This is a genomic window from Catenulispora pinisilvae, assembly GCF_015356865.1.
Lineage (GTDB): Bacteria > Actinomycetota > Actinomycetes > Streptomycetales > Catenulisporaceae > Catenulispora > Catenulispora pinisilvae.
In genome coordinates this window covers 1-14,099 of sequence record NZ_JAAFZA010000138.1, presented here as the reverse complement: position 1 = coordinate 14,099, position 14,099 = coordinate 1, and the positions used below count along the sequence as shown (strand labels likewise).

Genomic DNA, 14,099 nt, shown 5'->3' with positions numbered 1-14,099 from the left:
TTCCATCAGGATGGGGGTCAAGTGGCCTGAAGATGTAGGGCCAATCTAGGGAGGGTGGCATGGCTGCTCCGCTGGACCTCGTGACGACCGACCGCTCGGTGGGCAGCACCCGCCTGGCCCGGCTGATCCGGGAGGTCGCGCATCTGGGCGGCGCGGCCGGCCCGGCCGCCGAGCCGGATCGCCGCCCGGCCTACCGCGCGCTCGCGCACACTGTCCGGGGCCTGATCCTGGACGGCCGCATCGCGCTGCGGACCCGGGTGCCGGCCGAACGCGACCTGGCCGCGGCCCTGGGCATGAGCCGGACCACCGTCACCGCCGCCTACGACCTGTTGCGCGAGGACGGGTTCCTGGAGAGCCGGCGCGGTTCGGGCACCTGGACCACCCTGCCGCCGGGCTCCGGTCCGAACGTCTCCGGCGGCTGGCTGATGGCGGCCCAGCCCGGCGCCGCGGACGTGGCCATCGACCTGTCCTGCGCCTCGTTCGGCATGCCCGGCGCGCTGATCGCCGAGGTGTTGGCCGAGGTCGGGCCCAGGATCGCCGAGCTCACCGCGGATCCCGGCTACTACCACGCCGGCTGGCCGGAGCTGCGCGAGCTGGTGGCCGAGCGCTACGTCCAGCGCGGCCTGCCGACCACCCCGGACCAGATCGTCATCACCTCCGGGGCGCAGCACGGGAACGTGCTGGCGCTGGGGCTGTTGTGCGGACCGGGGGACCGGGTCGTGGTGGAGAGCCCGACCTATCCGAACAGCGTCGAGGCCATGCGCCGGGCCCGGCTGCGGCCGGTGCCGGTGCCGGTCGGCGAGGACGGCATCGAATCCGACGTGCTGGCCGCGCAGCTGCGGCAGGCGGCGCCGCGGGTGGCCTATCTGATCCCGGACTTCCAGAACCCGACCGGCACGCTGATGTCCGCCGAGCGCCGGGCCGAGGCCGCCGACGCGGCGCGGGCCGCGGGGACCTGGATCATCAACGACGAGACCGTCTCCGACATGGCCCTGGACGTCCCGGCCCCGGCGCCGTTCCCGGCCTCGGTCTCGCGCGCGGCGGCCGAGCAGGTGATCAGCGTCGGGTCGATGTCCAAGAGCCACTGGGGCGGCCTGCGGATCGGCTGGATCCGGACCACCCCGCGGATGGCCACCGAGCTGGCCGGCCAGCGGATGGCCACGGACATGGCGGGTTCGGTGCTGGACCAGATCATCGCCGTGGCCCTGCTGCGGCGCGGCTGGGGGTTCGTCGAGCAGCGGCGGGAGCTGTTGCGGCGGCAGCGGGCCGCGCTGGAGGCGGCGCTGGCCGCGGAGCTGCCGGGATGGTCGTGGCGCCGGCCCTCGGGCGGGCTGTCGCTGTGGGTGGACCTGGGCGAGCCGTCTTCCTCGGAGCTGGCCGACCGGGCCGCGGCCTTCGGGGTCCGGCTGGTCGGCGGACCGCAGTTCGGCGTGGACCCCGGGACGTTCGAGAACCGGGTGCGGATCCCCTTCACGCTGCCGGAGCAGACGCTGCGCGACGCGGTGCGGCGGCTGGCCGCGGCGTTCCGGTGCGAGGCGGCGCTGCCGCCGGTGCCGGAGGAAAACCGCTGGGTGGCCTGAGGCGCTTTCGGCGAAGATCGGGGACGTGGATACCTACGACGCGGATACCTATCTGGAGACCGAGCGCCTGTTCCTGCGCCGGTTCACTGCCGACGACGCCGAGCTGCTGATCGAGCTGGACAGCGACCCGGCGGTGATGCGCTACCTGACCGGCGGGAAGCCGACGCCGCCGGAGGAGGTCCGGGAGCGGGTCCTGCCGCGGATCCTCGCGGGGCTGGAGAAGTGGGACTACAAGCTCGGCCTGTTCGCCGCGCACGAGAAGCCGGGCGGTGCGTTCATCGGCTGGTTCATCCTGCGGCCGAAGGCCGAGGGGCCGCTGGACGAGGTCGAGCTCGGGTACCGGCTGCGGCGGGCGGCGTGGGGGAAGGGGTACGCGACCGAGGGGTCGCAGGCGTTGCTGCGCAAGGCGTTCACCGAGCTCGGGGTGCGGCTCGTGTGGGCCGACACGATGTTCGTGAACCGCGGATCGCGCAACGTCATGGAGAAGCTGGGGATGACGCACGTGGACACGTTCTTCCCCGAGCTGGAGCCGATCGAGGGCTCCGAGCACGGGGAAGTTCGCTACGAGCTGACCGCTGAGCAGTGGGCGCGGCGGTAGGGCGGCGAGGTGCGGGCGGGCGCGGTGCCGTTACTGCCCGCCGGTGCTGGCCGAGCCGGCCGGCACCGAGATGGTCCCGGTGAAGACGTCGAAGTACATCGCCGCCGACACCCCCAGCCCGACGATGCCGAGCGCCAGGGCGCCCCAGGTCAGGGCGCGGACCCAGGTCGGGGCCGGGCGCTTGGCGAAGAACTCGCCGACGAACAGGGTCCCGGCGGCGACCAGCATGGCCGCCACGGCGAACCAGATGCCGACCAGCGCGGTCTTGTGCCAGGGCTCGGTGTAGCGCTGCTTGATGATCGCGTCGGCGGCCGAGTTGGCGGTGTTGATGTTGCCGATCAGCGTCTGCCGCTGGGCCAGGACGTCGCCCAGCCAGCTGCCGCCCATCGAGGTCAGGGCCAGGCCGGCGGCCACGATGGCGGCCGCGCCGGTGGCGATGCCGGAGCTGGCGCGCTCGGTCTCCAGGGCCAGGTCGGCGTCGTCGAGGTAGTCGTCCTCGTCCTCGACGAGCTCCGGGACGATCTCGTCGGGCGCGATGTCGTCCGCCACGGAGGCGGAGGCGGTCTTGTCGGCTGCCGGAACGGCTGCGGTCTCGGTCTCGGCCTCGAGGACCGCCTCGTCGGTGGCGTCGACGCTGTCGGTGCTTGGCGTAGTCATGGGAGTGGAGCTTAGGCATACCAGCCTGAGAGTGCGATTAACGGACGGCCGCTATTGAGCATCAGACAGTGTTCAAGGGGCGGACGCGGCTGTCCGCATCGCGGCTGAGCAGGGGGTTATGGCCCAGTCACACGATCGGGTCACGATGGCATTCCGGATTCGACGGGTCGCCCGTCCGACCTCGAAATCCTCACCTCAGCTGTTGTGCGGCCGTGAACAGCATCCGCTGCCCCAGCTCCGCGGCGGCCAACGCGGCCATCACCGCGGCGGCCAGCAGCATGTACATCACCACGATCTGATACCGGATCGCCACTTCCGGTGACACTCCGGCCAGGATCAGCCCGGTCATCGCCCCGGGCAGACTGATCAGGCCGACGACCTTCGTGGAGTCCAGCGTCGGGATCAAGGCGGTCCGCAACAGCTCCCTGCGATGCGGCGCGAAGGCCGCGGCCGCGCTCAGCCCGAGCGACAACCGGGCCTCGATGGCCGCCCGCTGCCCCCGCACCTCGGCCACCATCCGCGACAGGGTGACCCCGGTGGCCGCCATCGACCCGCTGACCACCATCCCGCCGACCGGCACCACCACCCGCGGCGTGGTCTGGATGACGCCGAACGCCATCAGCACGCCCATGGTCACCGCGGCGGCGATCGCCACGGCGGCGGTGGCGACGTAACGGGAGTGCCGCAGCCCTTTGCCCCGCCGCCCCGCCACCTGCCCGGCGATGACCACCATGACCGCCAGCCACGCGAACCCGCCGGGCAGGCCCGCGTGCTTGAACAGGAACAGCAGCACCGCGCCGACCAGGAACAGCTGGACCCCGGCCCGCACGCCGGCGATCACGATCTCGCGCGCCAGGCCCAGGCGCTGGCGCCAGGCGATGAGCACGGCCAGGCCGACGAGGCTGACGGACAGGGCTACGCCGGTCCATTCCGGTACCGCGGGGCTGCTCATGCCGCGAGTTTAGGCGCCGCGCGGCTGGAGGTGACTGGCGCGGCCGGATCATCCGCGCGAGCGGCACCGGCTCGGGTGAATCCGCTGCCGACAGCGCTCACCTGCCAGCGCTCACCCGCCCCCGTTCACATACCGCACCCCGGCGACCGGCCCGCTCTCCACCAGCTGCCCCTTGCGCAGCACCAGCGCGTCGTCGGCCATCCGCTGCACCTGCGCCGCGCTGTGGCTGACCAAGATCGCCGTCAGCCCGCCGCTCAGCAGGGCGCACAGCGTGTCTTCCACCGCGGCCGCGGCCTCCGGGTCCAGGGCCGAGGTCGGCTCGTCCAGCAGCAGGACCTCCGGTCCGACCGCGAGTGTGCGGGCCAGGCATACCCGCTGGCCTTCGCCCCCTGACAGGCCCTCGGTCGGCCGCTCGTGGAACTCCGCCGGCAGTCCGACCCGCTTGAGCAGGCCCAGCGCCTCGTCGTCGGTCAGGTGGGGCGCGCCGACCCGCAGTTCCTCCCGCACCGACGCGGAAACCAGCACCGGACGCTGGCCGACCAGCCCCACCCGGCGGCGTAGCGCCAGCACGTCCAGCGTGTCCAGCGGCGCCCCGTCCAGCAGCACGGTGCCGGTGCTCGGGTCGTCGAGCCGGTTGAACAGCCGCAGCAGCGTCGTCTTGCCCGCGCCGCTGGGGCCTACCAGGGCGGTGCAGCGGCCGGGGGCGATGGTGGCCGTCACCCGGTCGATGATCAGGTGCCCCTCGCGGCGGACACACACCTCGCGCAGGTCGAAGCGGCTCACGCAGGGAACCTCCCGCTCATCATCCGGTGCGTCGTGCGGAATCCGAGGCGCGCGTAGATCCGCCGCGCCGGCTCGTTCGGGTGCCAGTGGCCGAGGGCGCAGAAGTTGTCGCTGTTCGCCAGCGATCGGCGGGTCAGCCAGGCCGACACGGCAGCGCCGAGGCCTTGGCCGCGGGTGTCGGGCCGGGTCCCGATGGACGCCAGGTACCCGTTGCCGCCGTCGCGTCGGCAATACGCCCCGCACGCCAGCAGCGCCCCCTCGGCGTCCCGCACCACGCCCCACGTCTGGATCGCGTCCCAGCCCGGCTTGGCCGAGTGCGAGGGGTTCGCGACCTTCAGGAAGCCGCTGATCTCGGCGTCGGCCTCGGGGGACGGCGGCAGCTCGGTGACGCGCGCCTCGCCGGGCAGCGTCGGCAGCTCGACGCCCCAGGCCGGGTCGAAGGCCATGAAGTCCCACGTCTCCGGCTCCGAGAAGTCGAGCGCCCCCAGGTCCGTGCCCCGCGGCAGGCTGAAGCCGTACGGCCGCCGCGGCAGCGCCTCCAGCGCGTGCCGCAGCAGCGCGCCGGCCGTCTCCGGCGTCCCGACCGCGGTCAGCCAGTCGACCAGGCCGGGGGCGTCCTGCGAGCCGCCGAAGGCGAAGCCGCCGTCGGCGGCGGCCCAGGCCACGCCCTGTTGTTCCAGCGACTCCTCCGGGGCGGCGTCGGAGCGCAGCAGGTAGTCGCCCCCGGCGGCCGCGAACAACTCCTCGGCCGACTCCAGGCGCCGTATCACTGGTTCCGTCATGGCGATCATTGTGACGGACGGCTGTGACGAACGGCTGGGACGGACTGTCCGACGGACGGCTCTGTCAGCCCGGGGCGCTAAGGTCGTGACGTGGAGCAGCTGGACTTGTTCGAGGAGGCGGGCACCGAGAAGGCCAGGACGGCGGCCCCGCTCGCGGTACGCATGCGGCCTCGGACCCTGGACGAGATCGTCGGGCAGAAACACCTGCTCCGAGCCGGTTCCCCGCTGTGGCGGCTGGTCCAGGCCGCCGACGGCGTCACCGTGCCGTCCTCGATCCTGCTCTGGGGCCCGCCCGGCACCGGCAAGACCACCCTGGCCTACGTGCTGGCCAACGCCACCGACCGCACCTTCGCCGAGCTGTCCGCGATCAACGCGGGCGTCAAGGAGGTCCGGGCCGTGGTGGACCGCGCGAAGCGGGAGCTGGGCATGTACGGCCGCGAGACCCTGCTGTTCCTGGACGAGATCCACCGCTTCTCCAAGGCCCAGCAGGACTCGCTGCTGCCCGCGGTCGAGAACCGCTGGGTCACGCTGGTGGCCGCGACCACGGAGAACCCGCACTTCTCGATCATCAGCCCGCTGCTGTCCCGCTCGCTGCTGCTGACCCTCCAGCCGCTCACCGAGGACGACATCCGCGAGGTGATCCACCGCGCCGTCGAGGACGAGCGCGGCCTGGGCGGCAAGGTCACGCTGCCCGAGGACGCCGAGGCCCACCTGCTGCGCATCGCCGGCGGCGACGCCCGCCGGGCGCTGACCGCACTGGAAGCCGGGGCGGCCGGGGCGCTCGCGGCGGCCGGGGGCGCGGCTCCGGCCGAGCTCGCCCTGGACATCCTGGAGCAGGCGGTCGACCGGGCCGCGGTCCGCTACGACCGGGACGGCGACCAGCACTACGACGTCGCCAGCGCCTTCATCAAGTCGGTGCGCGGCAGCGACGCGGACGCCGCGCTGCACTACCTGGCCCGCATGGTCGACGCCGGGGAGGACCCGCGCTTCATCGCCCGCCGCCTGGTGATCTCGGCCAGCGAGGACATCGGCCTGGCCGACCCCAGCTCGCTGCAGGTCGCGGTGGCCGCGATGCAGGCCGTGTCCTTCATCGGCTGGCCCGAGGCGCAGATCACGCTGGCGCACGCGGTGCTCCACCTGGCGCTGGCCCCGAAGTCCAATTCCGCGGTGAAGGCCATCGGCGCGGCGCTGGAGGACGTGCACAAGGGGCTGGCCGGTCCGGTGCCGCCGCATCTGCGTGACGCTCATTACTCCGGGGCCCAGTCCCTGGGCCACGGCCAGGACTACATCTACGCCCACGACGTCCCCGGCGGCGTGGCCGCGCAGCAGTACGCGCCGGACGCCGTGAAGGACCGGCGTTACTACGAACCCACCCGGCACGGCGCCGAGGCCCGCTACTCCGACGTCTACGAGCGTGTCAGAGCCTTGCTGGACGGCTCCGCGCCCGACGCGGACCCGGGAGCCTCCTGACACGCCGGACGGCCCAATGCCGCCGAGCCCCGTGCTTGACACCCCTCGCCGCGCGATAAGGTGCTGTCCTCAAACTCAAACACTGTGTATTGCTCATACAGAGCGTCGTCAATACCAATAACAACTCAGGGAGTCCCTGGTGTCCGCTGGCGCGATTGTCGGACTGATCTTCGCGATCTTCTTCGCGATCGGAGTGCTCTTCTTCGCCTTCGTCCTGGTTCGGGTGGCCGAAGTGCTGAAGGAGACGACCAAGTTGGTCGCCGGCATCACCCAGGAGACCGTCCCGCTCCTGAACGAGATCACCGACACGGTCAAGAACGGCAACGCCCAGCTGGTCAAGGTCGACGCCATCACCGACAACGTCGAGACGATGTCGAAGAACGTCTCCGGGCTGGTCTCCACCGCCACCTCGGCGATCGGCGGACCGCTGGTGAAGGTGGCCTCGTTCAGTTATGGGGTGCGCGCGGCCATCACTTCGCGCAAGAATGAGGACGTGGCCAAGCGGGTCAAGGCCGAGCTGAAGGCGGACCGCAAGGCCCGCCGCGCGGACAAGAAGAAGGGCTGACGGACTGATGTTCACTGGAACTGTGCGCCGCCTCTTCTGGGTGTCCATGGGCGCGACCGCGGGTGTGCTGGTCTTCCGCAAGCTGACCGCGACCGCGAAGGAGCTGACCCCCGCGGGCCTCGCGGACCGGGCGGCGGTCTCCGGCGGTGGCCTGCTGGACTCGGTCAAGGAGTTCTTCGAGGACGTGCGCGAGCGGGCGCACGACCGCGAGGAGGAGCTGAACGTCGCGCTGGGCATCGATGTGCCCGCGGACGACGACCCGAAGAAGGGTGACGGTTCCTCCAAGGAGGCGCGAGCTATCTAGGGCCGGTCGTCGCCGCCCTGATCCTGGCCGACCCGGCCCACCCGACGCCCCGTCACGCGCGGCGCCAGGGTCCTGGTTTATATGAACACAGCCCCGACGCGCGCCGCATTCCCAAGAAGGCTGACAAGCTCATGGAATCCGCGGAGATCCACCGCCGCTGGCTCGACTTCTTCCAGAAGAAGGGCCACACCGTCGTCCCCTCGGCGTCGCTCATCTCGAACGACCCCACCACCCTGCTCATCATCGCGGGCATGGCCCCGTTCAAGCCGTACTTCCTCGGTGAGCAGCAGGCGCCCTGGCCGCGCGCGACCTCGATCCAGAAGTGCGTGCGCACGCTGGATATCGAGGAGGTCGGCAAGACCACCCGGCACGGCTCGTTCTTCCAGATGTGCGGCAACTTCTCCTTCGGCGACTACTTCAAGGAGACCGCCATCCCGATGGCGTGGGAGCTGTGCACCACGCCGGTCGAGCAGGGCGGGTTCGGCCTGGACCCGGACAAGATCTGGGTCACCGTCTACCTCGACGACGACGAGGCCGAGGAGATCTGGAAGAAGGCGGGCTTCCCGGCCGAGCGCATCCAGCGCCTCGGGATGAAGGAGAACTACTGGTCGATGGGCGTGCCCGGGCCCTGCGGCCCGTGCTCGGAGCTCTTCTACGACCGCGGCCCGGAGTTCGGCGAGCCCGGCGGGCCCGCGGTGAACGACGAGCGCTACATGGAGTTCTGGAACCTGGTCTTCATGCAGTTCGAGCGCGGCGCCGGCGGTGACAAGGGCGGCTTCCCGATCCTCGGCGAGCTGCCCAGCAAGTCCATCGACACCGGCCTGGGCCTGGAGCGGCTGGCGACCATCCTGCAGGGCGTCAACAACCTCTACGAGATCGACACCTCGCGGGCGATCCTGGACAAGGCGGCGTCGATCGCGGGCGTCGGTTACGGCGCGCAGACCAAGAACGACATCTCGCTGCGAGTGGTCACCGACCACGTGAAGGCCGCGACGATGATGATCGGCGACGGCATCACGCCGGGCAACGAGGGCCGCGGCTACGTGCTGCGCCGCCTGATGCGCCGCGCGATCCGCAATATGCGGCTGCTCGGCGCGCACGGCGCGACCATGAAGGATCTGGTCGAGACCACCATCGGGGCGATGGGCGAGTCCTACCCGGAACTGATCGCGGACTCCTCGCGCATCGTCGCGGTCGCGGTCGCGGAGGAGACCTCTTTCCTCCAGACCCTGCGCACCGGCTCGGCGATGTTCGAGACCGTCGCGGATGAGACGAAGGCCTCCGGCAGCACCGTGTTCTCCGGCGGCCAGGCGTTCAAGCTGCACGACACCTTCGGCTTCCCGATCGACCTGACCCTGGAGATGGCGTCCGAGGCGGGGCTGACGGTCGACGAAGAGGGTTTCCGCCGCCTGATGAAGGAACAGAGGGACCAGGCGAAGGCGGACGCGCGGGCGAAGAAGACCGGCCATGCGGACATGTCTGCGTACCGGGAGCTGCTGGACGCGGCGGGCCCGTCGGCGTTCACCGGCTACCACGAGGTCTCCTCCGAGGGCACGCTCAAGGCGATGCTGGTCAACGGCCAGGTCGGCAGCTCGGCTAAGCCGGGCGATGAGGTGGAGCTGGTCCTGGACCGCACCCCCTTCTACGCCGAGGGCGGCGGCCAGCTCGCGGACCACGGCCTGATCCGGCTCGGCAACGGTGCGCTGGCCGAGGTCGTGGACGTGCAGAAGCCGGTCGGCGACCTGATCGCGCACCGGGCGATCGTGCGCGACGGCGAGGTGCTGCTGGGCACCGAGGCGTGGGGCGAGGTGGACGTGGCGCGCCGCGGCGCGATCTCGCGTTCCCACACCGCGACCCACATGGTGCACAAGGCGTTCCGCGAACTGCTCGGCGAGACCGCGACCCAGGCGGGTTCGGAGAACTCCCCCGGCCGTTTCCGCTTCGACTTCGCCTCCCCGGGCGCGGTGCCGCACTCGGTGCTGGCGGACGTCGAGCAGCGGGTCAACGAGCTGCTGATCGACGACCTGTCGGTCACCGCGCAGGTGATGAGCCAGCCCGAGGCCAAGGCGATGGGCGCGATGGCGCTGTTCGGCGAGAAGTACGGCGACCGGGTCCGGGTGGTCTCGGTCGGCGAGTGGTCGCACGAGCTGTGCGGCGGCACGCACGTGGACACCACCGGCCGCCTGGGCCTGGTGAAGCTGCTGTCCGAGTCCTCGATCGGCTCCGGCGTGCGGCGGGTGGAGGCGCTGGTCGGCACGGACGCGTACAACTTCCTGGCGCGCGAGCACGTCCTGGTGGCGCAGCTCGCCGAGGTGGTGAAGGCGCGGCCGGAGGAGCTGGTCGAGCGGGTCGGCGGCATCATGACCAAGCTGCGGGACGCGGAGAAGGAGATCTCCGCGCTCAAGGCGGGGCAGCTGCTCCAGATCGCGGGCTCGCTGGCGGACGGCGCGACCGACGTGCACGGCGTCGCGGTGGTCACGCATCAGGCGCCGGACGGGGCGTCCGCGGACGACCTGCGCAAGCTGGTGCTGGACGTGCGCGGCCGGCTCGGCTCGCGCCCCGCGGTGGTCGCGGTGGCGGCCGCGGCGGGGGAGCGGCCGGTGGTGGTCATCGCGACCAACGAGGGCTCGCGGGCCCTGGGCCTGAAGGCGGGCGAGCTGGTGCGCTCGGCGGCCAAGACGCTCGGCGGCGGCGGAGGCGGCAAGGACGACGTGGCGCAGGGCGGCGGCACCGACGTCACGGCGATCCCGGCGGCGCTGGAGGGCGTCGGCCGCGCGGTGGCGGAGAAGGTGGCCGCGTAGGGAATGACGCAGACCCAGGCCCGGGACCGGCAGTCCGGTCCCGGGCTCCATCACGCACAGTGATTCGTAGTTTGTCATATCGTGTCCGGCGCGTCGGGTTTCGACGCCGGGGGCGACAGCGGAGGTCGGAACCGGGTACGGTCACGGACGCGTCAGGCTTGGCGTGGACGGTACCCGGACGGAAGGAGGACGGCGGATCATGGAGCTGTCATCGGTCCCGGAACCGTCCCCGGAGCGCGAGATGCGCCGCGGCGTCCGGTTGGGGGTCGACGTCGGCACCGTCCGGATCGGCGTGGCCTCCTGCGACCGCGACGGCCTGCTGGCCACTCCGGTGGAGACGGTGAAGGCCGAGCCGCGCCGGGCCTCCCTGGACCGGCTGGCCGCGCTGGCCGCCGAGTACGAGGCCTTCGAGGTCGTGGTGGGACTGCCGCGCTCGCTGTCCGGCGGCGAGGGTCCGGCCGCCGCCAAGATCCGCGGCTACGCCCGCGATCTGGTCCGCCGGCTGGGCTCCGGGCTGCCGGTCCGCCTGGTCGACGAGCGGTTGTCCACGGTCACCGCGACGCAGGGCCTGCGAGCTTCGGGGGTCAAGGCGAAGAAGGGCAGATCGGTGGTAGACCAAGCGGCCGCCGTGGTTATCTTGCAGAACGCACTTGATGCCGAACGGATGTCCGGACGTCCGCCCGGCACGATGGTCCAGCTGGAGGACGGCAACCGATGAGCGACGGCGATTGGCAATACGGGGGCGACGCGCCTCAGGGGCGTGGCCGCCGCAGGGCCGATGCGCAGCCGTCGGATCCACAAGCGCAGGATCCGTCGCAAGGCCAACAGGAGCAGCAGCAATCCGGGTATGACCGCGCCTACGGCCAGCAGCAGGGTTCGTACGGGCAGCAGGGCCAGGGCCAGGGTTACGGGCAGCAACAGCAGGGTGCTTACGGTCAGCGGGGGTACGGCCAGCAGGGGCAGCAACAGCAGCCGCCGAGCCAGGCGGGTCAGCCGGGCCAGGCGGGTCAGCAGCCGGGCTATGGCCAGCAGCCGGGCTACGGGCAGCCGGGCCAGCCGGGCCAGCAGGGCCAGCAGGGCTACGGGCAGCAAGCGCCGCAGGGCCAGCAGCCGCAGCAGCCGGGTGGCGGTACGCGCGGCTACGGGCAGATGCCGCGCCAGGCGCAGTACGGCCAGCAGCAAGCACAGCAGCCGCAGCAACCGCAACAACAGCAGGGCTACGGTCAGCCGGGTCAGCAGGGCTATCAGCAGCCCGGCTACGGCCAGCAGCCCGGGCAGGGCTACGCCCAGCCGCAGGCCGCGCCGCCCGAGGCGGCTGCCGGACGAGGCGGCCGGCGCGCGGCGCGCCCGGGCCCGAAGGTCGTGCAGAGCGAGGTCATCGACCCCTACGCGCAGCAGCCGCAGGACCCTTACGGCGCTACCACGACGGCGGCGGAACCGTACGTCGACGACGGCTGGGGCGACACCGGTACGGACACCGGCGACCAGGGCTACGCAGAGCACGCCAGCGCCGGCTGGGACGAGGGCGGCCGTGGCGGCCGCACCCGGGGCGGCGGCCGTCGCGGACGGGGCCGCGCCGCCGCGGACGAATACGACGACAGCGGTTACGACCAGGGCGGCGGCGACTGGGGCGACGAGGACGGCTTCTTCGAAGACCAGGCCCCCCGGCGTCGCGGCGGCAAGTTGCGGGCCTGGGCGCCGTTGTTCGTGCTGGTCGGCATCCTGAGTTTGTTCAGCGGCTGCATGTATGCCGGGTACTCGTACTACAAGGGCAAGTACGGTCCCGCCCCCGACTACACGGCCGCGGCGACCTGTAAGCCGACGCAGAAGGTCCCGGTCGACGTCCCGCGTGGCGCCACCGGTCAGCAGATAGCTGATGCGTTGTACACCTCCGGCGTGGTCAAGAGCGCCCGGGCGTACGTCAACGCGGCCAACCAGAACCAGGGCTCCACCGGCATCATCGCCGGTACCTACACGATCTGCCCGCAGATCTCCGGCGACAACGCGGTCCTGGAGCTGTTGAAGAAGTCGAACCTGTCCGACGCCTCGCAGATAATCGTGCAGTCCCACGAATGGGGCAAGGACGTCATCGCCAGCCTGATCGACAAGCGCAAGTGGAAGCAGGCCGACTTCGACACCGCGATCTCCACCAACACGATCGGCCTGCCCGCGTGGTCGGTGGACTCCACCACCCACAAGTTCACGATCGAGGGCATGCTGGAGCCGGGGACGTACTCGCTGACGTCGAGTGACAACCCCGCGAGCGTGCTCAAACAGATGGTCGCGAACCGGATGACGTTCCTGAACAGCATCAACTTCACGGCCAAGGCCGCGCAGCTGACCTGCGGCACTACCAAGTGCACGCCGGAGCAGGTGCTCACCGTCGGCTCCATCGCCGAGGGCGAGGTCACCGACCCCGGCGACGGCCAGAAGGTCGCCGAGGGCGTCTACACCCGCCTGAAGGACAACGACTACCTGGGCGTCGACTCGACCGCGCTGTACTTCATCGGGCACCTGCCCGGCGGGAAGCTCCCCAACGCGGCGCAGGTCCAGGACCCGAACAACCCGTACTCGACCTACGCCCCGCACCACGGCCTGCCGCCGACCCCGGTCTACGACACCTCGGACGACATGATCAAGTCCGCGCTGACACCGACCCACGACAGCGTCTACTACTGGTGCGTCACGCCCACGGGCACGACCTTCTTCGAGAAGAGCGAGTCGTCGGCGTTCAAGAACGCCTGCAACGTGAAGTGAGGAACGTGAAGTGAGGAACCCGACCTGACCCGCCACGCCGCCGTCCTCGGCAGCCCGATCGCGCACTCACTGTCCCCGGTCCTGCACCGCGCCGCGTACGCCGCCCTCGGCCTGACCGACTGGTCCTACGACGCGCACCAGGTCGACGAGGCGTCGCTCCCGGACTTCCTGTCCGGGCTCGACGCCTCCTGGGTCGGCCTGTCCCTGACCATGCCGCTCAAGCGCGCGGTGATCCCGCTGCTGGACGAAGTCAGCGCCACGGCCCGGGCGGTGGACGCGGTGAACACGGTGCTGTTCGCCGAGGACGGCTCACGCACCGGCACCAACACCGACATCCCAGGCCTGGTCAACGCACTCGCCGAGCGCGGTGTCAGCCAGGCGGCGTCGGCAGCGGTGCTCGGGGCGGGGGCGACGGCGTCGTCAGCGCTGTCGGCGTTGTCAGGTATCACCTCGGGCGAGGTCGAGGTCTACATCCGCAACCGCGCGCGCGACGCCGAGGTGCACGCGATCGCCGACGCGGTCGGCACCACGGTGCGGATCCGCGACTGGGCCGACGCCACGGCGGCCTTCGAGCGCGAACTCGTCATCAGCACCACACCCGCAGGCGCCACCGACGAACTCGCGACGGCGGTCCCGGCAACCCCGGGAACGCTGTTCGACGTGCTCTACCACCCATGGCCGACCCCCCTGGCCGCCGCCTGGTCGGCGCGCGGGGGAGCGGTGCTGGGCGGCTTGGATCTGCTGGTGCACCAGGCGGTGTTGCAGGTGGAGCTGATGACGGGGCGGGTGCCGGCGCCGGTGGCCGCTATGCGGGCTGCTGGGGAGGCGGCGCTTGGGGGGCGGTGATTGG

13 protein-coding genes are annotated in these 14,099 nt (G+C 71.5%); 9 read left to right on the top strand and 4 right to left on the bottom strand.

What is annotated here, in order from left to right; all coding sequences use genetic code 11:
• The first annotated feature begins 59 nt into the window (after positions 1–59).
• Positions 60–1,580: a MocR-like transcription factor YczR gene (gene yczR, locus IZR01_RS30785; protein ID WP_194895515.1), complete on the top strand. Its 1,521-nt coding sequence runs from the start codon at positions 60–62 to the stop codon at positions 1,578–1,580.
• A 25-nt stretch (positions 1,581–1,605) separates the two neighbouring features.
• The gene (locus IZR01_RS30780) at positions 1,606–2,178 is read left to right on the top strand and encodes a GNAT family N-acetyltransferase (protein WP_194895516.1); all 573 of its coding nucleotides are present in this window, start codon (positions 1,606–1,608) and stop codon (positions 2,176–2,178) included.
• Positions 2,179–2,208: 30 nt separating this feature from the next.
• Here the strand turns inward: IZR01_RS30780 and IZR01_RS30775 are convergent, their stop codons facing one another.
• The 4 genes from IZR01_RS30775 to IZR01_RS30760 all read right to left on the bottom strand — a co-directional run bounded on the left by IZR01_RS30775 (position 2,209) and on the right by IZR01_RS30760 (position 5,352).
• On the bottom strand, positions 2,209–2,835 hold the full coding sequence (locus tag IZR01_RS30775) for a hypothetical protein (RefSeq protein WP_194895517.1): 627 nt from the start codon (positions 2,833–2,835) through the stop codon (positions 2,209–2,211).
• A 190-nt stretch (positions 2,836–3,025) separates the two neighbouring features.
• The gene (locus tag IZR01_RS30770; RefSeq protein WP_194895518.1) at positions 3,026–3,787 is read right to left on the bottom strand and encodes an ABC transporter permease; all 762 of its coding nucleotides are present in this window, start codon (positions 3,785–3,787) and stop codon (positions 3,026–3,028) included.
• 111 nt (positions 3,788–3,898) lie between these two features.
• Positions 3,899–4,570: an ABC transporter ATP-binding protein gene (locus IZR01_RS30765; protein ID WP_194895519.1), complete on the bottom strand. Its 672-nt coding sequence runs from the start codon at positions 4,568–4,570 to the stop codon at positions 3,899–3,901.
• Positions 4,567–5,352 carry a GNAT family N-acetyltransferase gene (locus IZR01_RS30760; RefSeq protein ID WP_194925917.1) on the bottom strand — a complete coding sequence of 262 codons (786 nt, stop codon included), beginning with the start codon at positions 5,350–5,352 and terminating at the stop codon, positions 4,567–4,569. The genes IZR01_RS30765 and IZR01_RS30760 overlap by 4 nt, the downstream gene beginning before the upstream one ends.
• A 90-nt stretch (positions 5,353–5,442) precedes the next feature.
• Between IZR01_RS30760 and IZR01_RS30755 the strand changes: the two genes are divergently transcribed.
• The 7 genes from IZR01_RS30755 to IZR01_RS30725 all read left to right on the top strand — a co-directional run bounded on the left by IZR01_RS30755 (position 5,443) and on the right by IZR01_RS30725 (position 14,095).
• Positions 5,443–6,822 (top strand): replication-associated recombination protein A, encoded by a 1,380-nt coding sequence (locus IZR01_RS30755; RefSeq protein WP_194895521.1) that lies wholly within the window; start codon positions 5,443–5,445, stop codon positions 6,820–6,822.
• A 139-nt stretch (positions 6,823–6,961) separates the two neighbouring features.
• The gene (locus tag IZR01_RS30750; RefSeq protein ID WP_194895522.1) at positions 6,962–7,387 is read left to right on the top strand and encodes a DUF948 domain-containing protein; all 426 of its coding nucleotides are present in this window, start codon (positions 6,962–6,964) and stop codon (positions 7,385–7,387) included.
• 7 nt (positions 7,388–7,394) lie between these two features.
• A complete protein-coding gene (locus IZR01_RS30745; RefSeq protein ID WP_194895523.1) occupies positions 7,395–7,691 on the top strand; it encodes a hypothetical protein in 297 nt (98 codons plus the stop codon).
• Positions 7,692–7,822: 131 nt separating this feature from the next.
• Complete coding sequence (gene alaS / locus IZR01_RS30740; RefSeq protein WP_194925916.1) at positions 7,823–10,492, top strand: alanine--tRNA ligase; 2,670 nt, start codon at positions 7,823–7,825, stop codon at positions 10,490–10,492.
• A gap of 199 nt (positions 10,493–10,691) precedes the next feature.
• Positions 10,692–11,210, top strand: coding sequence for a Holliday junction resolvase RuvX (ruvX, locus tag IZR01_RS30735; protein ID WP_228554896.1), 519 nt, complete (start codon positions 10,692–10,694; stop codon positions 11,208–11,210).
• A complete protein-coding gene (locus IZR01_RS30730) occupies positions 11,207–13,249 on the top strand; it encodes an endolytic transglycosylase MltG (RefSeq protein ID WP_194925915.1) in 2,043 nt (680 codons plus the stop codon). The genes ruvX and IZR01_RS30730 overlap by 4 nt, the downstream gene beginning before the upstream one ends.
• Before the next feature lie 24 nt (positions 13,250–13,273).
• Complete coding sequence (locus tag IZR01_RS30725; RefSeq protein WP_194925920.1) at positions 13,274–14,095, top strand: shikimate dehydrogenase; 822 nt, start codon at positions 13,274–13,276, stop codon at positions 14,093–14,095.
• The last annotated feature ends 4 nt before the right edge of the window (positions 14,096–14,099 follow it).

Coding starts and splice junctions, on each gene's coding strand:
- IZR01_RS30775 (WP_194895517.1), bottom strand. CDS start 2,835: ATGACTACGCCAAGCACCGACAGCGTCGACGCCACCGACGAGGCGGTC.
- alaS (WP_194925916.1), top strand. CDS start 7,823: ATGGAATCCGCGGAGATCCACCGCCGCTGGCTCGACTTCTTCCAGAAG.
- IZR01_RS30730 (WP_194925915.1), top strand. CDS start 11,207: ATGAGCGACGGCGATTGGCAATACGGGGGCGACGCGCCTCAGGGGCGT.
- IZR01_RS30745 (WP_194895523.1), top strand. CDS start 7,395: ATGTTCACTGGAACTGTGCGCCGCCTCTTCTGGGTGTCCATGGGCGCG.
- yczR (WP_194895515.1), top strand. CDS start 60: ATGGCTGCTCCGCTGGACCTCGTGACGACCGACCGCTCGGTGGGCAGC.
- ruvX (WP_228554896.1), top strand. CDS start 10,692: ATGGAGCTGTCATCGGTCCCGGAACCGTCCCCGGAGCGCGAGATGCGC.
- IZR01_RS30770 (WP_194895518.1), bottom strand. CDS start 3,787: ATGAGCAGCCCCGCGGTACCGGAATGGACCGGCGTAGCCCTGTCCGTC.
- IZR01_RS30760 (WP_194925917.1), bottom strand. CDS start 5,352: ATGACGGAACCAGTGATACGGCGCCTGGAGTCGGCCGAGGAGTTGTTC.